The organism is Nocardia sp. NPDC049935 (assembly GCF_055586645.1).
In genome coordinates this window covers 1,215,797-1,238,417 of the sequence record NZ_JBVJHV010000001.1, presented here as the reverse complement: position 1 = coordinate 1,238,417, position 22,621 = coordinate 1,215,797, and the positions used below count along the sequence as shown (strand labels likewise).

The 22,621-nt window shown below is 69.7% G+C and carries 17 protein-coding genes; 4 read left to right on the top strand and 13 right to left on the bottom strand.

The window, feature by feature from the left end; genetic code table 11:
* Positions 1 to 175: 175 nt before the first annotated feature.
* The gene (locus tag ACZ6SF_RS05755; RefSeq protein ID WP_466060806.1) at positions 176 to 730 is read right to left on the bottom strand and encodes a TetR/AcrR family transcriptional regulator; all 555 of its coding nucleotides are present in this window, start codon (positions 728 to 730) and stop codon (positions 176 to 178) included.
* Positions 731 to 948: 218 nt separating this feature from the next.
* On the opposite strand from ACZ6SF_RS05755, the gene ACZ6SF_RS05750 reads away from it, so the two are divergent.
* The 3 genes from ACZ6SF_RS05750 (at position 949) to ACZ6SF_RS05740 (ending at position 3,682) form a co-directional block, all read left to right on the top strand.
* Positions 949 to 1,995, top strand: coding sequence for a Rieske 2Fe-2S domain-containing protein (locus tag ACZ6SF_RS05750; RefSeq protein WP_466060805.1), 1,047 nt, complete (start codon positions 949 to 951; stop codon positions 1,993 to 1,995).
* A gap of 53 nt (positions 1,996 to 2,048) precedes the next feature.
* Complete coding sequence (locus ACZ6SF_RS05745; RefSeq protein ID WP_466060804.1) at positions 2,049 to 3,134, top strand: NAD(P)H-dependent amine dehydrogenase family protein; 1,086 nt, start codon at positions 2,049 to 2,051, stop codon at positions 3,132 to 3,134.
* Between the two features lie 119 nt (positions 3,135 to 3,253).
* On the top strand, positions 3,254 to 3,682 hold the full coding sequence (locus ACZ6SF_RS05740; protein ID WP_466060803.1) for a DUF6069 family protein: 429 nt from the start codon (positions 3,254 to 3,256) through the stop codon (positions 3,680 to 3,682).
* Here the strand turns inward: ACZ6SF_RS05740 and ACZ6SF_RS05735 are convergent.
* From ACZ6SF_RS05735 to ACZ6SF_RS05715, 5 genes are all read right to left on the bottom strand, one after another.
* Positions 3,672 to 4,238, bottom strand: coding sequence for a TetR/AcrR family transcriptional regulator (locus ACZ6SF_RS05735; protein ID WP_466060802.1), 567 nt, complete (start codon positions 4,236 to 4,238; stop codon positions 3,672 to 3,674). The two genes, ACZ6SF_RS05740 and ACZ6SF_RS05735, sit on opposite strands and share 11 nt — an antisense overlap.
* Positions 4,239 to 4,257: 19 nt before the next feature.
* The gene (locus ACZ6SF_RS05730; RefSeq protein ID WP_466060801.1) at positions 4,258 to 5,109 is read right to left on the bottom strand and encodes a mycofactocin-coupled SDR family oxidoreductase; all 852 of its coding nucleotides are present in this window, start codon (positions 5,107 to 5,109) and stop codon (positions 4,258 to 4,260) included.
* A gap of 172 nt (positions 5,110 to 5,281) precedes the next feature.
* On the bottom strand, positions 5,282 to 6,484 hold the full coding sequence (locus ACZ6SF_RS05725) for a GNAT family N-acetyltransferase (protein ID WP_466060800.1): 1,203 nt from the start codon (positions 6,482 to 6,484) through the stop codon (positions 5,282 to 5,284).
* An 80-nt stretch (positions 6,485 to 6,564) separates the two neighbouring features.
* Entirely contained in the window at positions 6,565 to 6,765 is a 201-nt protein-coding gene (locus tag ACZ6SF_RS05720) for a hypothetical protein (protein ID WP_466060799.1), read from the bottom strand.
* Positions 6,766 to 6,784: 19 nt separating this feature from the next.
* A complete protein-coding gene (locus tag ACZ6SF_RS05715) occupies positions 6,785 to 7,483 on the bottom strand; it encodes a nitroreductase (RefSeq protein ID WP_466060798.1) in 699 nt (232 codons plus the stop codon).
* A gap of 121 nt (positions 7,484 to 7,604) precedes the next feature.
* Between ACZ6SF_RS05715 and ACZ6SF_RS05710 the strand changes: the two genes are divergently transcribed.
* Entirely contained in the window at positions 7,605 to 8,105 is a 501-nt protein-coding gene (locus ACZ6SF_RS05710) for a winged helix-turn-helix transcriptional regulator (protein ID WP_466060797.1), read from the top strand.
* 47 nt (positions 8,106 to 8,152) lie between these two features.
* Here ACZ6SF_RS05710 and ACZ6SF_RS05705 read toward each other — a convergent pair whose 3' ends face one another.
* The 7 genes from ACZ6SF_RS05705 to ACZ6SF_RS05675 form a co-directional block, all read right to left on the bottom strand.
* The gene (locus ACZ6SF_RS05705; protein WP_466060796.1) at positions 8,153 to 9,640 is read right to left on the bottom strand and encodes a flavin-containing monooxygenase; all 1,488 of its coding nucleotides are present in this window, start codon (positions 9,638 to 9,640) and stop codon (positions 8,153 to 8,155) included.
* Entirely contained in the window at positions 9,637 to 10,086 is a 450-nt protein-coding gene (locus ACZ6SF_RS05700) for a PaaI family thioesterase (protein WP_466060795.1), read from the bottom strand. The genes ACZ6SF_RS05705 and ACZ6SF_RS05700 overlap by 4 nt, the downstream gene beginning before the upstream one ends.
* Before the next feature lies 1 nt (position 10,087).
* On the bottom strand, positions 10,088 to 11,233 hold the full coding sequence (locus ACZ6SF_RS05695) for an acyl-CoA dehydrogenase family protein (protein ID WP_466060794.1): 1,146 nt from the start codon (positions 11,231 to 11,233) through the stop codon (positions 10,088 to 10,090).
* Positions 11,234 to 11,416: 183 nt separating this feature from the next.
* Positions 11,417 to 12,904, bottom strand: a complete 1,488-nt coding sequence (locus tag ACZ6SF_RS05690; RefSeq protein ID WP_466060793.1) for an APC family permease — start codon at positions 12,902 to 12,904, stop codon at positions 11,417 to 11,419.
* A gap of 143 nt (positions 12,905 to 13,047) precedes the next feature.
* The gene (locus ACZ6SF_RS05685; RefSeq protein WP_466060792.1) at positions 13,048 to 14,712 is read right to left on the bottom strand and encodes an AMP-binding protein; all 1,665 of its coding nucleotides are present in this window, start codon (positions 14,710 to 14,712) and stop codon (positions 13,048 to 13,050) included.
* Positions 14,713 to 14,727: 15 nt separating this feature from the next.
* Positions 14,728 to 15,378, bottom strand: a complete 651-nt coding sequence (locus tag ACZ6SF_RS05680; RefSeq protein WP_466060791.1) for a LuxR C-terminal-related transcriptional regulator — start codon at positions 15,376 to 15,378, stop codon at positions 14,728 to 14,730.
* A gap of 51 nt (positions 15,379 to 15,429) precedes the next feature.
* A complete protein-coding gene (locus tag ACZ6SF_RS05675) occupies positions 15,430 to 22,611 on the bottom strand; it encodes an SDR family NAD(P)-dependent oxidoreductase (RefSeq protein WP_466060790.1) in 7,182 nt (2,393 codons plus the stop codon).
* Positions 22,612 to 22,621: the final 10 nt, after the last annotated feature.

Sequence of the window (22,621 nt, the reverse complement as noted above, 5' to 3'; positions counted from 1 at the left end):
CCGGTCTCCCCTCTGCGACAGGGGTCCGCGATACCGACCACGAGTGGTGTTGTCGGCGGCGCGATCGGCCTGCCGGCCAACGGCCGCAAGGCTGAAATGCTATCGACGAGCACTGAACACCCGGCAAGCAGCTCGGGACGGGTTCATGAATGATGGCCTTCGGCGCCCGCCGGACTCAGTCGGTGAGGTAGGCGACCAGACTGCCGATCAGTCCCTCGAGGGCGTCGTCGAGGTCCCCGTAGGTGCCCAGCGTTCGTTCCGAGGTGATACCGCGCATCGCCGCGGGGATCAGCGCGGCCACCTGGCGGATCTTCACCGGATCCACCGGCAGATCGGCGAAGGCCCGTTCACAGGCCTTGTCCCAGTGGGGTTTCCAGGAGGCCAGTTCCGCGGCCGTGCGCGGATAGTCGCGTTCGAGTTCGGCGTGGTCGCGGGGTAGCGCGGCACGCAGGGTTTCGATTGCCAGCGATTCCGGTGTGCGCAGCCCGACCGCCATGGTCCGGATCATCGCCGCCACCCGTTCGTACAGGGTGCCGTCGGGTTTGATGCCGGCGGGCAGATCACCGCGTTTATCGGCCGTATGCCGCAGGACCGCCGCCCACAGACCGTCGATATCGCCGAACTGGTACTTCACCACACCCCAGGTCGCACCGATATCGCGGGCGATCCGGTTCCCGGACACCGCGGCGGGATCGCCGGTCGCCAAGGAGGCGATGGCTGCCTCGAGCATGCTCTCCCGGGAGGCGAGGCCGCGTCTGTTCGCGCGTCGCCCACCTGTCGCCACATCCGTCACGAGGATCGAGTGTAGCGATATCTACCAGGGGAAACCAGTTTCATCGAACCCTCTTGCATTCTTTCGTAGACCCTTCTATTCTCGATAGCACCGCGTGGCCTGGGTCACAGCGGATGATCGCCGCGTACCGACCGCACCGAGCCCGGAGGATCGAAATGGCACAACCACCCCTGTCGATGGAGCCGACGGGCTGGTTCCAGGTCGCCTGGTGTGGCGAGATCACCGTGGGCGCAGTCCACAAGATGAAGTACTTCGGCCGCGAGATGGTGGCCTGGCGATCGGCGTCCGGCCGGATCGCGGTATTCGACGCCTACTGTGAACACCTGGGCGCCCATCTCGGCTACGGCGGCCATGTCGAAGGCGAGAATCTGGTGTGCCCGTTCCACGGCTGGGAATGGAATCGCGAAGGCCGCAATGTCTGCATTCCGTACGAGGATCATCCGAATCGGGGGCGCCGGATCCGTAGCTATCCGGTGGTGGAGCGCAACGAAGCGGTATGGATCTGGTACGACGTCGAAGGGCGCCCGCCCTATTTCGACGTTCCGGATATCTTCACCGCCTTCGGCGACGACCGGACCGCCGCGGACTACTATCCGCCGGTGCCGGCCGCCACGCTCTACCGGCGGCAGCTGGAACTGCACCCGCAGTACATCATGGAGAACGGCGTCGATTTCGCGCATTTCAAGTACGTGCACAAGACCCCCTTCGTCCCGGAATTCACCCGGCACGATTTCTCCGGCCCGGTGTCCTACGTCGACTTCACCATCGCGTTCGACGCGAAGGTTTCCGAAGACGCGGTCAGCAGCGGCGTCGAATCGATCAACGCCGGACTGGGATGTTCGATCACCAAGAGCTGGGGCATGGTGGACAACCGCACCATGCCTGCCGTGACCCCGGTCGACGAACGCACCTCCGATGTCAGGTTCACCGTCTGGATCGGACGCAAACCGGGCGACGACGCCCCGGAGATCACCGAATACGGCAAGACCATGGCGGATTTCGTGATCGAGCAGTTCGAGGCCGATGTCCATATCTGGGCGCATCAGCGTTATTCGGATCCACCGGCACTGTCCCGCAAGGAATTCCAGGGGTTCCGGGCGCTGCGCGAATGGGCCCGGCAGTTCTATCCCGGGGAGGCCTCCCGCACCGGATCCCCCGGCACACTCGCCACCCCGCACCCGGACGCCGCCGGCCGGATCTGATCCGAGCCGGACGGCCTCCCGCCCGCTCCACCGCAACAGAAAGGCTTTCGACGATGAGCGCCAACGGCAAGGTCCGCGTCTTCCAGGTCGCGACGGGCAACCTGGGCACCGAGATGATCGGCCGGATCCGGGACCATCCCGACCTCGAACTGGTCGGCCTGCACTGCTATTCGCCCGAGAAGATCGGCCGCGACGCCGGTGAGATCGTCGGACTCGATCCGATCGGCGTGATCGCCACCGGTTCGGTCGAGGAGATCCTGGCCGCCCGGCCCGATGTACTCACCTTCCACGGTGTCTTTCCGGACGAGAACCTCTACGAGAAGGTTCTCGAGGCCGGGATCAATGTGGTGACCACCGCGGATTGGATCACCGGTTTCCATCGCGATACCAATCACCGGCACCCCTCGGGCCGGAAGGTGAGCGAGGTGATCCAGGCGGCGTGCGAACGCGGCAATGCCACGTTCTACGGCACCGGTATGAATCCGGGCCTGGCCCAGATCCTCGGAATCGTGCACACCGCCGATGTCTCCGAGATCGAGAACATCACCGTCACGGAATCGGTGGACGTCTCCTGCCACCATTCGGTCGATACCTGGAAGGCCGTCGGATACGGCCGCCCGGTCGATGATCCGTCGATTCCGGATTCCCTCTACACCTACACCGCCGTGTTCTCCGATGCGGTGTATCTCATGGCCGATGCCTTCGATCTGGAACTCGACGAGGTGCGATTCGACTACGAACTCGGCGCCTGCACCAAGGATATCGATCTGGGCTGGTATTTCCTGCCCAAAGGGTCACTGGGCGCCAACTACATCAAGTATCAGGGCATGGTGGACGGCGTACCCCGGGTGGAGACCCACCTCGAATGGCAGATGACCCCGCATACCGATCCGGCCTGGCAGATCCAGGGCTGCTACATCACGCAGGTCACCGGTGATCCGAACATCTACAGCAAGCATATGATCTTCCCGCGCAAAGGATTCGATCTGTCCGATCCGAAGAACTTCGCGTCGATCGGGATGACCGTCACCGGGTTGCCGGCGCTGAATTCGATCCGATCCGTCGTCGCCGCCCGGCCCGGGATCATCACCAGCGCGGACCTGCCGCTGCGCGGTTTCGCCGGGCGTTTCCGGATCTGACCACCCAGGCCACACAGATGTGATGTAGGTCATAGCTCTTGCCGTCCACGGGTTCCGGGCCGATTCTCGATACATCACGACGAGCCGTCCGGATCCGTCGCGGTATCGAGGAGCAGGCCATGTCCGAGGCAGCCGACCGAGTGATCGCGGTTCCCCCGCTGAGCCGTCCGGTCGCCGTGATCGGTGCCGTGGTAATCGGCACCGTGATCAATCTGGTCATCTGGCTGATCGGCGCCGCCGCGGGCGGTTCGTTCGAATTGACGGAGAAGGGCGAGACCTTCAGCGTGGCGCCCGGGGGTGTTCTCCTGTTGTCCGCGGTGCCGATGGCGATCGGGCTCACCGCCGCCGCGCTTCTGGCCTATCGATGGCTCGGAGCGCTGCGGACGGCGGCGGTGATCGGCTCACTGCTGACTCTCGGCACCCTCGCGCGCACCTGGACCTCCGATTTCGACGGCCCGTCGATGATCGCGCTGACCGTGATGCATATCGTGCTGGTCCCGGTGCTGGTGGTCGCCACCGAGGGCATGCGCCGGAAACTCAGCGTGTGAGGTCCGCGCGCATGCCGGTGAGGGTCCAGCGCACCAGGGTGGGGAAGTTCTGCTCGATGAGGGCCATTTCGGTCCGCGCGTCCGCGGTCGGGACCGGGGTCGACGACTCCTGGACCGCGATCACCGCGTGATTGATCGTCAGGGTCGCCAGCGAGCGGCAGCCCGTGATCGCCAGCGGTTTCGGGAAACCAGCCCGCAGCGCGGCTTTCACGAGTTCGTTGACGTATCCGGTGACGGCCAGCCGGTCCTCGATGGTCATGAGCCGGGTCAGGTGCGGATGCGCCCGTAACGCCCGGTCCAGGGCCAGGCACCAGTGCAGCGCGGTGTCCTCCCAGGTGCCGTATTCCTCGAATTCGAGACGTAATCGCGAGAAGTGCCGGGCCACCAGCGCCCGGATCAACTGCTCGCGATTACCGACCTGCGCGTAGAGCGTTTTGGTGGAGATCCGGAGATCCCGGACGAGCCGCTGCGCGCTCAGGGCGCCGAGACCTTCCGCGTCGAGCAGTTCCAGCGCGCGGGCGTAGATGGTCTCGGCCGGGATCAGCGGTTTGGCCATCGCGGCACCGGTCCGGGCATCAGTACTTGAGGGCGCCCGCGTCGACGGCGATCTGGCTGCCGGTGATGGTCGCCGATCCGGGACCGGCCAGCCATGCCACCACATCCGCGACCTGTTCCGGCGGCATGAACCCGCTCTGGCCGTCGGCGCCCGCCGTCGCCGGGCGCAGCGGCACGGGCGGGAAGGCGTTGATGTAGGCGGGATACCGGGCGAAGATATCCATCATCGCCTCCGGTTCGATCATCGGGGTGTCGACCGAGTAGGGGTGGATCGAGTTCACCCGGATACCGAACTCACCGGCCTCCACCGCCAGTGTGTTGGTCACCGCCACCAAACCGTGTTTGGACGCCGCGTAATGCCCGTTACCGGGGGTGGCCTTCAGCCCGGCCGACGAACTCACGATGACGACGGAACCGCCGTTCCCGGCCTCGATCATCGCCGGCAGCGCGGCCCGGACGGTGCGCCAGGTGCCGTTGAGATTGACGTCGATCACGGTGTTCCACTGTTCTTCGCTCATCTCCCACAGCCGCCCCCAGCTGAGGACCCCGGCATTCGCCACCAGCACATCGAGCCGGCCGAACTGATCGATACCGTCGTCGACCGTGCGGCGCAGTGCCTCGAGATCCCGGATATCGACCTCGCGGGCGAGCACCTTGCGGCCCGCGGATTCGACCAGGCGCGCCGTTTCCGCGAGATCCTCGGGGGTGGCGGCCGGGTAGGTGACGGTGTCGGCGACCGGGGCGCAGATATCGATCGCGATGATATCGGCGCCTTCCTCCGCGAGCCGGACGGCGTGCGCGCGACCCTGCCCTCGCGCGGCGCCCGTCACCATGGCGACCTGTCCCTGCAGCGTCTGCGTACGGCTCGTCATCGCGGATCCTTCTCCCGTTCGAGTAGCCGGGCACCGGGCGCCCGGACCGGCTCACGCCGGCGGTTCCGGTGCCCCGTACCCCAGATTAAGAAAATGCCATTTTCTCAAAAAGTAGTCCCGCGCCCGCTGCGACGCAAGACCTGTCCCGCGGCGCGCGACCCACTCGTACGGATCAGAAGTACGTACCGCTGAACGGGTGGTCGTCCACCCCGAACAGCAGATCCGCGGCCGCCGCCGCGCCCCGCCGATGCTCGGCCACCCGCCCGGCCAGGGCCAGATGGCGCCACGGCGTACCCCCGAGATACGCGGCGGCCAGCGTCGCGACATCGACGGTGAGATCCGGGGACGCCTCCGTCGCCGCGACCTCACCGCCGGCGATCCGGTAGCTTCCGGTATTGGCCGGCAACAGGTCATCGGTGACCGCGACGACCAGCGCCGGACCCGGCCGGTAGCCGCGCCGCGCCAGGGCCTGCGGCACATCGACCAGCCTCAACCAGGTCTCGTCCCGGATCTCCGAGACCCGCACCGCGCGTTCGTCGGTGAACAACCGGCCCAGCGGGGAATCGGGGGCGGCCGCGGTCAGCACCACCGAGTCGACGATATCCGCGCTGAGCAGATAACGGATGAGACCGAGATAGGCGGCGGTGGAGGTGGCCACCAGATCGTCCACCACGACCGTGCGCCGGGTACCGCGCGGCCAATCGGGCGCATCGTCGGCCCGGTAGCGCACGAATCCGTCCTCGGACCCCGGCTCGCCGTGCACCACGACGTGCCCGGCGGCCCGGGTCAGTTGCTGCAGCCGCCACCAGTACGACGGCCGGTCGATCGCGCCGGTCCAGGAGATATCGCCGGTGGCATAGATCTTCTCCGGCACCTCCCAGACGTCTTCGGGGGCCAGCAGGCGCACCGGACCGGACGGCGGCACGGTATCGCGGAACCGCGCACGGCGCGTATCGATCTCGAGCCGCGCGGCCGAACCCGCCACCCCGTACCCGAACCGTTCGTAGATCCCCGGCTGAGTGGCGCGCAGCGAGGCGACGACCTCACCCCGGGCGGCGATATCGGTGAGCTGACGCCGCAGCAGCGCGGTCGCCAGACCGAGCCGGGCATGGGTAGGCAGGACGCCGACATGGGTCACTGCGGCGTGCGGTAGCCGCGCCCCGCCCGGCGCCACCAGCCGGCTGGTGTAGGAGTTCGCGGTGCCGGCGAGTTCGCCCCGCACCCGGACACCGAGGGTCCGTCCCGGCTCGTTCAGATCGTCACCGGTTCCCGCCGGCAGTGGTGGCGCCCCGACCATGGCGGTCCGGAAGACCCGCTGCGCGGCGCGCAGATCGGCGGTTTCGGTGAGCACTTCGACGACCGGATTCGACAACACCCGCGCCACGCTAACCCACGCCGCCGGTGCCGGCCCCGGTCCCGCTCAGGGTGACCGGAACCCGGCGCCCGCCGGCCACCTCACCGATGGCGCCGCAACAGTGCCAGCGCCCCGGCCGCGGCGAGGCACGCCGTCGCGGTGATCGCGTAGGGCCCGCGCCCGCCCGGCAGGATCCGCAGCGAGATGCCCGGATCGCCCATCGCCTCGCCGATGAGCCGGTCCAGCATGGGGCCGTCGGGAATCCGCCCGGCGGTGTGATCGATCGGGTCCGATATCGACATCACCACTCCTCGTCTCGGGTCAGGCCGTTTTCCAGGTGACGATCTCGTCGAGCGCGGCGCGGGTGGTGCGGAAGGAGTTCACCGGATGCCGCGTATCCGGGTAGCCGAAGGAGATCGCGGCCAGCACCCGGCGGGAGCCGGGCAGGCCGAAGTATTCGCGCACGAACGGCGCGTACGCCGCCACCGAGGCCTGCGGAATGGTGGCCAGGCCCAGCGTGTGCGCGGCCAGGAGCACCGTGTTGATGTAGAGCCCGGTGTCGATGGCGCCGTAGGGCCCCAGTTCGTCCTCGGTGGAGACGATCGCGACATGCGGCGCGTCGAAGAATTCGAAGTTCCGCACGAACTGGCGCAGTGACGCCTCGGCATCCCCCTTGCCGATGCCGAGGCTCTCGTAGAGCTGCACGCCCGACTCCTTGCGGCGCTGCCGGTAAGGCACCGGGAATCCCGCCGGGTGAGGCAGGTCCGGCTGGGCCGGGGCCCCGGATCGCACATGTGCGACCAGTTCCCGGCGGAACCGGTCGGTGCCCGCGCCCTCGGTGACGATGACCTGCCAGGGCTGGGTGTTGGACCACGACGGAGTCCGTAACGCCAGTGTGAGCAGTTGTTCGATCACCGCGTGGGGTACGGGGTCGGGCAGGAACTGCCGGCAGGCCCAGCGCTGCTCGAGGATCGCGCTCAGCGCCTCGTACTGATCGGTGCGGACGTCGGTCGAAGTCACGGGAGGACCCCCTTGCCGTTCGGCTGTGTCGCGTGAAAAGCAGTCTCGATTCAAGACTGAACCCTAGCAGGGGTAGTCTCATTTTGGAACCACCTCGACCGGGATCCGTACGATGGGACACGTGCGATACGAAGAACTCGCCGATTTCCCCTGTTCGATCACCCGCCCCCTGGTGGTCCTCGGGGACCGGTGGACCCTGCTGGTACTCAAGACGGCCTTCAACGGGGTCCGCCGCTTCAACGCGTTCCAGACGACCCTCGGCATCCCGCGGGGCCGGCTCCAGGACCGCCTCGACCGGCTCGTCGAGCACGAGATCCTGGCCAAACGCAAAACCGCCGACGGCGCCTACGAGGAGTACCGCCTCACCCAGAAGGGTCACGACCTGTACCCGATCCTGATCGCCTTCCGCGACTGGGGCGACCGCTATATGGCGCCCGACGGCCCTCCGGTGCATTTCACCCATCGCGACTGCGGCGGTGAAGCGCATGTGACGCTGGCCTGCGACGAATGCGGTGAATTGCTCACCGCGCGGGATATCGCGCCGGTTCCCGGGCCCGGGATGACGGCCCTGCCCGCCACGGCGGCGGCGGGAACCGGGGCCGGCCGGACGCCGGGAGCATGAGTACACCCGGCGGTCCCGCTCCGCGGGGCCGCCGGGTGCGTGCGGGGTCAGGACGCCGGCGTGGGTTCCGCCACCCGCAACCGGCCGCCGTGATCGTATTCGGACGGTTCGAAGGACCTGGTCGCCCGGCCGTAGGAGAGGTGCGATCCCGGCCAGATCGGCGCGGCGTTACCGTCGCTGGAGGTGTACCAGCCCGGGCAGCTCCCCGCGTACACGGTGCCGGCGAGCCGCTCCCGGCGCCAGTCGTTGTGCCGTTCCTGCACCCGTGGCAGCACATCGAGCCAGCCGCCGGCCGCGCGGATGTGCTCCAGGGCCCGGCGCACATACCGGGCCTGCCGTTCCAGGATGTAGACGAACGAATTCGTCGTGGTACCGCCGGTGCCGGGTCCCGAGATCATGAACAGATTGGGATAACCCGAGACGGCGACCCCCAGATAGGCCTTGGGTCCGGACTTCCACTCCGCGTGGAGTTTCCGCCCGTCACGCCCGGTGATATCGATGGGGGCCAGATACTCCTCGGTGCGGAAACCGGTGCACCACACGATCACGTCCGCGTCCACGCCGCGCCCGTCTTCCAGCTCGACACCACTCGCGGTGACCCGCGCTACGCCCTGCCGGTGCACGCTGACGTGCGGCCGGTCCAGCGCGGGGTACCACTCGTCGGAGATCAGCAGCCGGTTGCAGAAGGCCGGATAGTCCGGGGTCACGGCCCGGCGTAGCGCGGCATCGCGGATCTGGCGGCGGATCTTCAGTTTCACCCACGCCTGCAGGCCCGCCCGGGCCGGGTCGAGCCGGCGGAAGATCAAGGGCGCGCGGTGTTCGTTCCAGAGAAATGTCAGATGATGCTGGAGCCGGGGGAATCCCGGTATCCGCGCCAACGTCCGCCCGATGACCGTGGTGCGGCGATCGTGCCGGTTCACCACCCAGTTCGGCGAACGCTGCACGACCGTTAGTTCACCGACCCGGTCGACGATCGCGGGCACCAGCTGGATCGCGCTGGCGCCGCTGCCGACGACCACCACCTTCTTACCGGTCAGATCCACCGAATCATCCCACTGCGCGGAATGAAACGCGGCGCCGGTGAATTCGCCGATCCCGTCCAGATCCGGGATCTTGGGCCGGGACAGCACACCGGTCGCGGTGATCACCGCGTCGAAATCGCGCGTCGCGCCGTTTCCGAATTCCAGCGACCAGGTGTCACCGGTGAACGTCGCCGCGACCACCTCGGTGCCGAACTCGATCTTCGCGGTCACCCCGAACCGTTCGGCGGTACCGCGCAGGTATCCGAGGATTTCCGGCTGACCGGCGAAACGCCTGGGCCAGACGGTATCCAGCGCGTAGGAGTAGGCGTAGATGGAGGACGGCAGATCGCAGGCGACCCCGGGATACCGGTTGGCGTGCCAGACTCCGCCCAGATCGTCGCAGCGTTCGTAGACAACATAGTCGATCTCGTTGCGCTCCAACTCGATCGCGGCCGCCAGGCCGCCGAAACCGGCTCCGATGATCGCGACGGCCGGACGCCGGGTGGCGCTCATCCCTGCACCCCGACATTCTGCAGCCGCACCTGGCCCCGGGCGATCAGCCGCTGCCGGTCGTCGGTGACGCTCACCTGCCACAGCTGCTGTTGCCTGCCGCGGTGGACCGGGACGGCTTCGGCCGACAGGGTTCCGGCGGTGGCCGCGCGGAGGAAATCGGTGCTGTTGTTCACGCCGAGCGCCACCCCGCCGGGGCCGCCCTCCCGGTTGAGCCAGGCCCAGCCCGCAGTGCTGGCCAGCGATTCGATGACCGCGCAGTGGACGCCGCCGTGCACCACGCCGGTGGCCTGATGCAGCAGCGGTGCGACCGTCCATTCGCCGCGCACACGATCGGGCGAGACCTCGGTCAGCCGCAGGCCCACGACACCGTCGAAACCCTTGGCGTTGAGTTCGGTGAGATCCTCCGGGGTGGGTCGCACGGTGGACACATCGATTGTTCGGGGCATATCAGTATCCCATCCACTTGGTCACGATTTCGGCCAGAATTTCGTCGGCGCCCCCGGCGATGGAGAACACCCGCGCGTCGCGGTAGTGCCGGTTGACCTCGGTATCGCGCATATAGCCGGTGCCGCCGTGCAATTGGAGCGCGGCGTCGGCCACGAACTGCGCCGCGTCGGTGGCCTGCTTCTTCGCCATACACACCTGCGGCACCAGTACCTCGCCGGCGTCGACCCGGACCATGATCTGGTGCGCGAAGGCGCGGCTGACCTCTACGGCGCGGGCCATATCGGACAGGGTGTGCCGCACCAGTTGCCGGGCGATCAGCGGTTTGCCGAAGGTGCTGCGTTCCCGGGTCCACTCGACGGCCAGTTCGAGGCAGCGCTGCGCGGTGGTGTAGGCCATCACGGTCTGCGCGAGCCGCTCGCTCTCGAACAGCTCCATGATCAGCCGGAAACCCTCGTTCTCGGCGCCGACGAGATTCTCGGCGGGAACCCGTACCTCGTCGAAGGAGAGTTCGGCGGTATCCGAGCAATCCCAGCCCAATTTGTCCAGATGCCGGGTGACCTCGAAGCCCGGGGTGCTCTTCTCGATCAACAGCAGTGAGATGCCCTTGTGGCCGGGTTCGCCGGTGCGTACCGCCGCGACCACGAAATCGGCCCGCACACCGGAGCTGATGAAGGTCTTGGCCCCGTTGACCACATAGGTGTCGCCGTCGCGGCGCGCGGTGGTGCGCAGATTCGCGACGTCGGAACCCCCGCCCGGTTCGGTCACCCCGAGGGCGGCGAGTTTCTGGCCGGCGAGGGTTGGCCGGACGTATTTCGCGATCTGGTCCGGGGTGCCGTGCGCGGCCACGGGTATCAGCGCGACGTGATGGGTGAACAGCGCCATCAGCAGGCCGCTGGAACGGCCGCTGCGCACCAGTTCCTCGGCCATCACGTACCAATCGATACTGTCGCCGCCGCTACCGCCGACCGATTCGTCGAACCCGAGCCCGAGCAGGCCCAGTTCGGCCGCTTTCCGGTGCAATTCGACCGGGATCAGCCCGTCGCGCTCCCATTCGTCGATATTCGGCGCTATCTCCTTTTCGGCGAATCCGCGGACCATCTCACGGAGAGCCACTCTCTCCTCGGTGGCGAAAGGATCTGATGCCATCTGCTCCCCAGCTCCCGGATCGGTATCGAGCACAGAAATCATTCGGTCCGTATCCGAATTATCGAACCGGACGCAATAATTACTGTACGGACGGAAATCCGAGTCCACACCCCCCGATCGGGTGGGTATATTCGCGTAATCCGCTCGGCACGAGTCGATTTCAGTGCGGAGCCAAGCACCCCGTCAGCGGGCGGCTTCCTCCGGAAGCGCAAGCCCCAACGCCGCACGTCGCGCTCGTTCCTCCGGGGACAATGTCTGCACACTACCGATCCGCCGGGCGATTTCCGGGTGCCGCCATTTCAGGTATCCGTAGCGTGCGACCCCGATTCCGAGCAGGGCGAGAAATATGTACGGAAGGATGCTGTACGGGAATTCTGGTACCGGAATCACATTGTGGTAGATCACGTAACCTACGGCCAGCACCGATACCACCGATACCGCGAGGATCGGGGCGCCGAGCGCTTTGATCCGATACAGCCAGATCGGGGTGGAAATCGCCACCAGGAGATACGCGACGATGAATCCCCAATTCGACAGTGTCGCGACGTAGGTTTCGAATTGCACGCGGCCGACCGAACTCACGGTCGCCACGATCCCGGTCGCCAGGCCGACGGCGGCGATACCGAGAATCGCCGTACCCGGGGTGCGGCGGATCGGGTGCACCCGGGCCAGCGCGGCCGGCAGCGCGCCTTCGGCCGCGAGGGTGTAGAGGCCGCGCGCGCCGGCGTTGATCACCGCCGAACTCCACACCAGGGCGGCGATTCCCACCGACGGACCGATCACGTACTCGGTCCACGACACCCCCGAATGGGCGGCCACCTGGGCCAGGGGCGCCTTGTCGGGGTCCAGATCGGCGAATCCGGTGACCTGCGGGTAGATCGACACCAGATAGAGCACGGCCAGGATCAGTACCAGCCGGAGCACGCCGCGGGCCACGCTGCGGTGCGCGTCGCGGGCCTCGTGCCCGAGTGCGGCCGAGCTCTCGAAACCCGCGTACGCGCCGACCGCGGTGACCGCCGCGATATAGGTGCTGCTGTTCCCCAGATGAGCGGGATTCAGCTGTTCGGTATCGATCCGGGCGCCCTGGGTGAGGTACGCGGCGACGATGATGATCCCGATACCGGCCAGCGACAGCACCTCGAAGGTGAGCCCGAACTTCGCCGACAGCGACACCCCGCGTAGCGGCACTCCGGCCGCGACCGCCACGACCACCACCAGAATCAGCAATTTCCAGCCCGGATGGTCCACGTCGATCCCGACCTTGTCCAGGAACAGGCTGAAGTAGAGGACCGCTCCGACCACACCGGCGGTGAAGAAGCCGACATACCCGATGATCAGCCCCCATCCGGTGGTGAACGCGACACCGGGACCCAGGCCGTTGCCCGCGTAGGTTCCCAGCGACCCCGACGAGACGGTGCGCCGCGCCTGCGCGCTGATCAGGACCGCGATCAGCAGCGCGACCACGGCCCCGATCACCGCCGCCCAGACCGCGCCCTTACCGGTCACCAGGAACAGGGAGGCCGGAATACCCGCCAGGGCGATACTCGGCGCCGCCGCAGCCAGGCCCTGTGCGAAGACATCGAGCGGCCCGGCGGTTCCGGCCGCCAGCCTGCTCGGCTCGCCGGCCGCCGCACTCCCCTGTGCACCGGCCGCCGCCTCAGTTGTCGCCATACCGCTCGCCCTCCTCGCGCGCCTCGGGCCACCGGCCCGCCGCGGGGCCGTGCCGCCTGTCCCGATTCAACGGAAACGGATTGTGTCCGCACAGTTTTCGGATCACCGGGAGCCGAACACCGCCCGGTTCCCGGACCGGGCCCTCACGCGCGGTCCGGCACGGCCTCGAGTTCCTGGAGCGCACGCCGCACCACCTTCCCGGTCGCGTTGCGGGGCAGCGCCTCGACGAACAGCACATCGCGCGGGACCTTGTGCCGGGCCAGGCGCGCCCGCACATGCTCGCGGATCTCCCGCGGCTCCGGCGCCGGGCCCGGGACCGCGGCCACGACGACCGCGCGCAACCGCTTCCCGAACTCCGGGTCGTCCACGCCCACCACCGCCACATCCGCGATACCGGGATGATCCGCGAGCAGATGTTCCACCTCGAGCGGATAGACGTTCTCCCCACCGGACACGATCATGTCGTCGTCGCGGCCGTCGACGAACAGCAGGCCCTCGTCGTCGAAGTGGCCGATATCGCCGGTCGACATATGACCGTCGATGATCGCCTTGTGCCCGCCGTCGGTATAGCCCTCGAACGGCGCCCCGGTGCGGACGAAGATGCGGCCCTTGGTATGCGGTGTCCGGATACGCGTTCCCGCCTCGTCATAGAGCGCCGCGTGGACCATCACCGGGGCCCGGCCGGCCGTGCCGGGGGCCCGGCGCAGCTCCGCCGGTTGCGCGACGGTCGCCACCGCGACCTCGGTCGACCCGTACAGGTTGTAGAGGACCTCGCCGAAGGTGTCGTGGGCGCGCCGCGCCAGTTGCGGGGTGAGCGCCGAACCGGCCACCACGATCGCGCGCAGCGCCGAGAGATCGTAGCGGGCGAGCGCCTCCTCCCCCAGGTCCAGTATCCGGTGCAGCATGGTCGGCACCGCCACCAGCAGTTCGGCCCGGTGCTCGGCCAGCGCCCGCACCGTCGCCTCGGCGTCGAATCGCCGCGCCAGCACCACTCGGTTGCCCAGCGCGACCCCCACCGTCCACATACCGAACGGATAGGCGTGGAACAGCGGGGCCGCGATATGGATCGTCCCGTGGCGCGGGAACGGGATCCGGTCCACCAGCATCGCGCTCAGCAGCGGGGTGACGGTGGTCCGGGGCGCGCCCTTGGGCGAGCCGGTGGTGCCGCTGGTCAGGATGACGAAACCGCCCGCCCGCTCCGGCGCGGGCGGCGCACCCGGCTCGGCTCCGGCGATCAGATCGTCGATCGTCTCCGTGCCGGGATCGCCGCCGGCGGTATCTGCCGGCTCGGCCCAGGTGCGCACTCGTGGCAGCGCGGCCGGGAGCCCGGCCAGCGCGGCCGTGAACTCGCTGTCGTGCAGAACCGCCTGCGCCTGTTCCCGCACGATCACCTCCACCAGCTGATCCGCGCCGAAACCCGTGTTCAGCATGGTCAGCCGCAGACCTGCCCGGCCGGCGGCGGCGATGGTCAGCAGCAGTCCACGGTGATCCCGTGCCACGACCGCGACCACCGCACCCGGCCGCAGGCCACGCGCCAGCAGTGCGTTCGCCAGGGCGTCGGCCTGTTCGTCGAGTTCCCGATAGGTCAGGACGCCCCGCTCGTCGACCACCGCCGTGACCTCGGGGAGCTCGCGCGCGGTCTTCCGGATCAGCGAGGCCTGCGCACCGAAACGGCGGGTATCCTTCGCCAGTCGTATCACCCCGCGCGGACGGGTCAGGTCCAGGACGCCGGTGCGCTGCAGCCGGGCATAGGCTCTCAATTCCTCGGCGAGCAGTCCCGCCCGGGTGCGAAGGCCGTCGATCGTCATAGTTCTTCCCTGCTCTCAGTGCCCGAGTTCGGCCCGCACCGCGGCGACCGCCGCTTCGATACGGCTGGCCACCTCGAGTTTCGCCAGAATGCGGCTGACATGTTCCTTCACCGTGTCCGGGCTGATGTACAGCCGGGACCCCACTTCACGATTCGACAGGCCGTCGACGACGAGCCCCAGGATCTCGCGTTCCCTGTCCGTCAGCGTCGACAACCGCTGCCGCACCGCGGGATCGGCTCCCGGGTCGGGGCAGCGCGGAGCCGCGCCCGTGGTGACGATGACCCCGGAGACCAGCGCCTCCACCGCCCGCACCACGGCCTCGGCGCCCGGGCCGGCGGCGAGCACCGCGTCGGCGCGGGCGGCGTCCACCGACGGCGAATCCCGCCGGACCAGTACCGCGATCAAGGGCCTGCGGGTTCCGGACCGTAACCGCGCCACCGCTTCCGGCAGTCCGGGCAGCGGCGCCACGGACGCGTCCAGCAGCACGACGTCGGGACGCCAGCGCAGCGATCGGTCCACCACATCCCGCCAGGGACACGAACCGGCCAGCACCAGATCCCGGGCCGCGATCATGGAACGCTCGAAATCGCGTCGCGTGAACGGTGAGTCGGAGGCGACCACCAGCGTGCGCGGCTGCGGCAACCGGACCGCCGCCGCCTCGGCCACCCGGCACTCCGTCCGTCGGTCCACCGTCGTCGTCCCGGTTCGCACCCGCCCTCACCCCCGGTCTCCGAGTTCTGCGCGCAGGAACCGTGCCAGCGCGCGCGGCGTGGGATGTTCGAGCGTCAGAGTGATGGGCAGTGTCAGCCCGGTCGCCGCCTGGACTCGATTGCGGAATTCCACCGAGCCCAGCGAATCCACCCCGATCTCCTTGAAGGTGCGGGCACCGTCGTCCACGGCCGGGTCGGCGTGGTCGACGATCTCGACCAGCTGCTGCCGGATCACCGACAGCAGGATTCCTTCCTGTTCCTCCGGTGCGATACCGCACAGCCGGTCCTCCAGCGCCGTACTCGCCGCGGAGGCCGCCACCGACCGCCGCCGCGACCCCGCACCCGTCGCGGTACCGCCCGCCGTCTCGATCCGGGCCGGTATCAGCAGCGACCGGTCCGTCCGCAGGGCCGCGTCGAAGAGCGCGAGCCCCTCGTCCGCTGTCAGTGCCGTCACACCGCCGCGGGCGAGCCGGGCCCGGTCGGCGCCGGTCAGTGCGGCGGTGAGCCCGCCGGGTTGCTCCCACAGCCCCCAGGCCAGCGAGGTCGCCGCCAGACCGCGGTGGCGGCGGTGGCGGGCCAGGGCGTCGAGGAAGGTGTTGGCCGCGGCGTAGGCGGCCTGGCCCGGCGAGCCGGCCGTTCCGGCCACCGACGAGAAGAGGACGAAGGCCGCCAGGTCCCGGTCGGCGGTGAGTTCGTGCAGGTGCCAGGCCGTATCGACCTTGGCGGCGAAGGTCTCGGCGAGATGGCGCGGCGCGACGGCGGTGAACACCGCGTCCGACAGTGCGCCGGCGGTGTGCACGACGGCCGTCAGCGGGTTGGCCGCGGGGATGCGGTCGAGCAGGGCCGCCACGGCCGCCCGATCGGCCAGATCGCAGGCCACGACGTCCACCCGGGCTCCGGCGGCGCCCAGTTCCGCCACGAGTTCACCGATACCCGGCGCCGCGTCGCCGGAGCGGCCCGCCAGCACCAGATGCCGGATTCCGTGGCGCGTCACCAGATGGCGCGCGAGGAGGCGGCCCAGCGCGCCGGTGCCCCCGGCGATGAGGACGGTGCCCTCCGGATCGGCGTCGGCCGGCCACCTCCCGGCCGGCGTCGCGGGTCGTGCCCGGACCCGCCGGGGCGCGAGCCAGGTGTCCCCGCGCAGGGCGAGCTGGGGTTCGCCCGCGACCGCGGCCGCGGCGACCGCCGTGGGCACGCGGTCCCAATCGTCCAGATCCACCAGCACCAGCCGGCCCGGATTCTCGGTCTGGGCCGAACGCAGCAGACCCCAGACCGGCGCATGGGCGAGGTCGCGCACATCCTCGGTCTCACCGGTGGCGACGGCCCGGGCGGTGAGCACGGTCAGTGTCGTCTCCGGGTCCGCGCGCAGCAGCCATTTCTGGACCGACGCCAGCGCCGCGGCAGTGGCGGAGCGAGCCGCCGGGGGCAGCGCCCGATCGGTGGGACGCAGCAGCAGTACCGGGCGGCCGGTGCCGTCGCGTTCGACGCCGAGATCGGTCCAGTCGATCGGCTCGGTGACAGCGGGCGGCGGCAGCGGTTCCCATTCCTGCGCGTACAGCGCGTCCGGAACCGGGTCCGCGGCGAGTTGCGCGACCGGAACCTCCCCGAGGGTCAGCGATTCGATCTCCGCGACCGGAGCCCCGTTCCGGTCGGCCAGACTCACCCGGACCCGTTCACCCGCGACACCCCGGATCCGGACCCGCAGCGCCGTGGCGCCCGTCGCGTACAGCGCGGCCCCGGACCAGGTGAACGGGAGCCGCACGGTTTCGGCGTCCGGGTCCGCGCGCACCGCCACCTGGGCATGCAGGGCGGCGTCCAGCAGCGCCGGGTGGATACCGTAGGCCCCCGCCTCCGCCGACGACGCCGCCGGTTCCTCCGGCAGCGCCACCTCCGCGAAGAGATCCGCGCCGTCTCGCCAGACGGCCCGCAGCCCGCGGAATGCCGGGCCGTATCCGTAGCCGTGGCCGGCGAGCCGGTCGTAGACGTCCCCTACCGGCACGGACACCGCTCCGGCCGGTGGCCAGTCGGCCGGGCCGGCGGGGGCGAGACCGCCGCCGGCGGCGAGTGTTCCCTCCGCATGCGTCGTCCAGGGGCGGCCCGCGCCGTCGTCGGCCCGCGCGTGGACGGTCACCACCCGGTCGCCGCTCGCGCCCGCGCCGCCGACACTCACCTGCACCGCCACGGCGGCATCGGCGGGAACCATCAGCGGTGTGCGCAGGACCAGTTCCCGCACCACGGGACTGCCCACTTCGTCACCGGCGCGGATCGCCCATTCCACGAATGCCGCTCCCGGTACCAGGATCCGGTCTCCCACCGTGTGATCGGCCAGCCAGGGTTGCGTCCGGCGGGACAACCGGCCCGCCAGGATCACTCCGCCGGAATCCGGACGCGGCACCACGACGCCCAGGACCGGATGGTCGGCGGCCTCCAGGCCGAAGGCCCGGACCGACGCCGGACGGGGCGCCGTCCAGAAACGTTTCTCGTCCCAGGCGTAGGTCGGGAGCCCGATCCGTGGCGCGGAATCCAGGATCCGGTCCCACGGCAACGCGTATCCGCCGGTATGCAGTTCCGCCAGCGCCAGATCCAGCGTGGCACGCCCCGGTTCCTCCCGGCGCAGCGATCCGACCGACACCACGGCCCGCCCGGATTCCTCGGCCACCGACTGCACCGCCGTGGCCAGCGCCGGATGGGGGCTCAGCTCGATGAAATACCGGTACCCGTCGTCGAACATCCGGCGCACGGTCTCGGCGAAACGTACGGGTTCGCGCAGGTTGCGATACCAGTACTCCGGTGCGAGCGGTTCGTCGCCCACCGCGGTCCCGGTGACGGTGGAGTACCACCGGGTCGCGCCGCGCCGCGCCGTGATCCCTTCCAGATCGGCCGCCAGACCCGCGCGCAGGGGTTCGACCTGCGCGGTATGCGAGGCGTAGTCCACGGCCAGCAGGCGGGTGAACACCTCGTCACGCGCGAGATCGTCGAGCAGCGCGGTGACCGCGGCGCGATCCCCGGCCACGACGGTGGACAGCCGGCTGTTCACCGCCGCCACCGACACCTGCCCGGGCAGGCGGGCCGCCAGCTCACTCTCCGGCAACCCGACCACGGCCATCGCACCGGTGCCGGCGATCGCCGGCAGCGCGCGGCTGCGCACCACCACGACCGCCGCCGCGTCGGCCAGGCTCAACGCCCCGGCGACGTAGGCCGCGGCCACCTCGCCCTGACTGTGTCCGATCACCGCGTCCGGTTCGATACCGCGAGAGCGCCATTCGGCGGCCAGCGCCGACATCACCGCGAACAGTACCGGCTGCACCACATCGTCGGCGCGTAGCGCGGGCGCGCCGGGATCCCCGCGCAGCACCGCGGCGACCGACCAGCCGGTGTAGCGGCGGATCGCGGCATCGATCCGGCCCAGTTCGGCCGCGAAGACCGGAGATTCGCCGAGGAGATCGGCGGCCATCCCGGCCCATTGCGCGCCCTGGCCGGGGAAGACGAACGCCACCTTGCCCGACCGGACCGGTTCGCCCGGCCCGCGGACGACGGTGCCGGCCGGCCGGCCCTCTGCCAGCGCCCGCAGTCCGTCCCGGAGTTCGTCGCGGTCTCCGGCGACGATCGCGGCGCGATGCCCGAAATGGGTGCGGTCGAAGGCCAGGGCCCGCGCCAACCCCGTCAGGGACAGCCCCGGATCGTCGTCCAGCCGCGTGAGCAAGCGGCGCGCCTGTCCGCGCAGCGCGGGTTCGGTGCGCGCCGACACCGCGAAGAGTCCGGCGGGCCGGCTACCGGTCAGCGGAGTTTCCACCGGGAGCGGTGCGCTGCGCGGGGCCTCCTCCACGATCACATGCGCGTTGGTGCCGCTGATACCGAAGGCGCTCACTCCGGCCCGGCGCGGACGCGCGCCCGCGGGCCAGTCGGCCGGCTGGGTGCGCACGACGATGCCGCCGCTGCCCCAGTCGATCCCCGGCGCCGGTGTGCCGGCGTGCAGTGAGGCGGGCAGGCGCTCGTGCCGCAGCGCGAGCACCACCTTGAGCACGCCGCCGATCCCGGCGGCGGCCTGGGTATGGCCGATATTGGATTTCAGCGATCCGATTCCCAGGGGCCGGTCGCGGGGCCGGTCCGGACCGAAGACGCGGGCCAGTGCCCGGGCCTCGATGGGGTCGCCGAGGGTGGTGCCGGTGCCGTGCGCCTCCACGTAGTCGATATCGGCGGGCGTCAGTTCCGCAGCGTCCAGTGCCGCCCGCAGCACGCGCTCCTGCGCGATACCGTTGGGCGCGCTCAACCCCTGACTGCGGCCGTCCTGATTCACGGCCGACCCGCGGAGCACCGCCAGTACCGGGTCACCGTCGCGTACCGCGGTTTCCAGCCGTTTCAGCACGACCAGCCCGGCGCCTTCGGACCAGACGATCCCGTCGGCGTCGGCGGCGAACGGGCGGCAGCGTCCGGTCGGCGACAGTCCACGCAGCCTGCTGAACTCGATATGCGCGCGCGGTGTCACCAGCAGGCTGATCCCGCCGGCGAGCGCGAGATCGCAGTCGCCCGCCCGGAGCGCCTGCGCGGCCTGGTGCAGTGCCACCAGTGACGAGGAGCAGGCCGTATCGACCGTGACCGCGGGCCCCTGCAACCCGAGCGCGTAGGCGATCCGGCCGGAGGCGACACTGGCGGCGTTTCCGGTGGATACGTACCCGTTGAGCTGATCGGGATCGGCTCCGCCGAGATATCCGCTGTCGTACAGGCCCAGATAGACCCCGGTGGCGGAACCGGCGAGCGACTCCGGATCGATTCCGCCGCGTTCGAACGCCTCCCATGCCGTCTGTAACAGCAGACGCTGCTGCGGATCCATCACCTCCGCCTCGCGGGCGGTGATACCGAAGAACGCGGCATCGAACCCGTCGATACGGTCGAGGTAGCCGCCCTGCAGCGTGTAGGCCTTACCGGCCGCGTCCGGATCGGGGTCGAGTAGACCGGCCGTGGACCAGCGGTCGGCCGGTGCCTCGCCGACGGCGTCCACACCGTCCGCGAGCAGGCGCCACAGTGCGTCCGGATCGTCGGCGCCCCCGGGGTACCGGCAGGCCATCGACACGATCGCGATCGCGTCCCCGGTGCGGTCCGGGCCGGGGACGGCGGTCACCCGGGAGGCGGCGGTCGCGGGCCCGGTCCGGCCCGGTCCGGGGTCGGGTGCGGCGGAGGGCGCGACCGCCGCGGCGAGGGCGTCGATGGTCGGGTGGTCGAAGACCAGGCCGGGGTGCACCTCGGCGCCGAGATATCCCGAGAGCTCCGCGGCGAGTTCCACCAGACCACGAGAGCCCAGTCCGAATTCGGCCAGCGGGCGTCCGGTTTCTATGCGTTCCGGCTCGAGCGCGGTGATCGCCGCGACGGCGTCCACGAGCCAGTCGCGCACCCGCGCCACGGTCGGGACGTCCCGGGTGGCGCCGGTGGCGTCCGCGCCCGGCGCTCCGGGTGCCGGCTGTTCGTTCCGGGCTTCCGAGTCCCCGGACACCGTTCCGGCGCGATCGAGTTCACCGGCAAGATAGGCGGTCCGGCTCGCCCGGCGTTCGATCTTGCCGCTGCTGGTCTTGAAAATGGAACGCGGCCGGACCAGGACCACGTCGTGCACGGCGAGCCCGTGCTCCACCGATACCGCGGCCCGGACGGCCGCGGCGATCTCGGCCAGTTCGGCCGGGCCGGAAGCCTTCACCTCGGCGACCACGACCGGTAGTTCACCGCGCTCGGCCCCGTCGACGGTGAACGCGGCGATGCACCCGGCGCGCACGCCGGGATGCGCGTTCTCCGCGGTCAGTTCCAGATCCTGCGGATAGTGATTGCGCCCGTCGACGATCAGGAGATCCTTGCTGCGCCCGGTCACGAAAAGATGCCCGCCGGAGAGGAATCCGAGGTCGCCGGTGCGCAGGAATCCGCCGCGGCCGTCGGTGAGCACGGCGCCGAAGGTCTCCCGCGTCTTCGTCTCGTTGCCGAGATATCCCTGCGCGACGCTGTCACCACCGACCCAGATCTCGCCGATATCGCCGTCGGGCAGCGCGGACCGCGATTCCGGATCGGCGATCACCACGGTGACGCCCTCGGGTGGACGTCCCGAGGAAACCCACGGGGGTTCGCCGTCGGCCGCCCGATCCAGGAGAACCGGCGCGCTGTCCACACCGCCGTCCACGCCACCGGTCACCAGCAGCGTCGCCTCGGCAAGTCCGTACACCGGCAGCAGCGCCTCGCGCCGGAATCCGGCAGGCGCGGCGGCTTCGGCGAATCGCTGTAAGGTGCTGGGCCGCACCGGTTCCGCGCCGTTGAACGCCACCCGCCAGGAACCGAGATCCAGCGCGGCCATCACCTCCGGCGACACCCGCCGCACACACAACTCGTATCCGAAGTTCGGGCAGCCCGCGGTGTGGACACCGTACGCGGAGATCGCCTCGAGCCACCGTTGCGGTTTCTGGACGAAATGCGCCGGCGCCATCAACGCGGTACTCGAACCGAGGTAGACCGCGTGCAGCACCGGCAGGATCAGCCCCATATCGTGATACACCGGCAGCCAGCTGACGAACCAGTCCCGGTCGGCGCGTTCGGCGAGCCGGTCGGGCGTATGCCCCATCGCCGCCGCCAGCGCGCCCTGATTGTGCAGCAGGTTGCCGTGACCGACGATCACCCCGCTCGGCGCCGAGGTCGAGCCCGAGGTGTACTGCAGGAAGGCGGTATCACCCGGACCGACGCCGGGATCGCGCCAATCGTCGGCGAACCCGCCGGGCACCTCCTCGGTCGCCACCCAGGTCAGGCTCGCCAGTTGCGGCAGCCGGTCGGCCACCGCCCGCAGTCCGTCGATCGTCTCCCGGGTGCTCAGCACCAGGTCGATATCGGCGTCGGCGATCACCTGGTGCAGCCGCCGCAGCGACCGGTCGGCCTCGTGGAACTCCGGCAGCGGTACGGGCACCGCCACCACACCGGCGAACAGGCAGCCGTAGAACCCGCCCAGGAAACCCAGGCCCGGCGGGTACAGCAGCAACGCCCGCTGCCCGGCCCAGCCCTCGGCCTGCAAATGGGCGGCTACCGCCCGGGCCCGGCGGCCCAGCTCGGCATAGGTCAGCTCCGAGACCGGCCCGTCGAGATCGCCGGTTTCCAGGAATCGATAGGCGCGCCTATCCGGTTGTTCCGAATAGCGCGAGACCAATAGATCGACGAACGATCGATACATCCGGGGGATC

What these genes read in the sequence shown, in the direction of transcription:
- ACZ6SF_RS05755 (WP_466060806.1), bottom strand. Translation starts at nt 730, where the DNA reads ATGCTCGAGGCAGCCATCGCCTCCTTGGCGACCGGCGATCCCGCCGCG.
- ACZ6SF_RS05750 (WP_466060805.1), top strand. Translation starts at nt 949, where the DNA reads ATGGCACAACCACCCCTGTCGATGGAGCCGACGGGCTGGTTCCAGGTC.
- ACZ6SF_RS05745 (WP_466060804.1), top strand. Translation starts at nt 2,049, where the DNA reads ATGAGCGCCAACGGCAAGGTCCGCGTCTTCCAGGTCGCGACGGGCAAC.
- ACZ6SF_RS05740 (WP_466060803.1), top strand. Translation starts at nt 3,254, where the DNA reads ATGTCCGAGGCAGCCGACCGAGTGATCGCGGTTCCCCCGCTGAGCCGT.
- ACZ6SF_RS05735 (WP_466060802.1), bottom strand. Translation starts at nt 4,238, where the DNA reads ATGGCCAAACCGCTGATCCCGGCCGAGACCATCTACGCCCGCGCGCTG.
- ACZ6SF_RS05730 (WP_466060801.1), bottom strand. Translation starts at nt 5,109, where the DNA reads ATGACGAGCCGTACGCAGACGCTGCAGGGACAGGTCGCCATGGTGACG.
- ACZ6SF_RS05720 (WP_466060799.1), bottom strand. Translation starts at nt 6,765, where the DNA reads ATGTCGATATCGGACCCGATCGATCACACCGCCGGGCGGATTCCCGAC.
- ACZ6SF_RS05705 (WP_466060796.1), bottom strand. Translation starts at nt 9,640, where the DNA reads ATGAGCGCCACCCGGCGTCCGGCCGTCGCGATCATCGGAGCCGGTTTC.
- ACZ6SF_RS05700 (WP_466060795.1), bottom strand. Translation starts at nt 10,086, where the DNA reads ATGCCCCGAACAATCGATGTGTCCACCGTGCGACCCACCCCGGAGGAT.
- ACZ6SF_RS05695 (WP_466060794.1), bottom strand. Translation starts at nt 11,233, where the DNA reads ATGGCATCAGATCCTTTCGCCACCGAGGAGAGAGTGGCTCTCCGTGAG.
- ACZ6SF_RS05690 (WP_466060793.1), bottom strand. Translation starts at nt 12,904, where the DNA reads ATGGCGACAACTGAGGCGGCGGCCGGTGCACAGGGGAGTGCGGCGGCC.
- ACZ6SF_RS05685 (WP_466060792.1), bottom strand. Translation starts at nt 14,712, where the DNA reads ATGACGATCGACGGCCTTCGCACCCGGGCGGGACTGCTCGCCGAGGAA.
- ACZ6SF_RS05675 (WP_466060790.1), bottom strand. Translation starts at nt 22,611, where the DNA reads ATGTATCGATCGTTCGTCGATCTATTGGTCTCGCGCTATTCGGAACAA.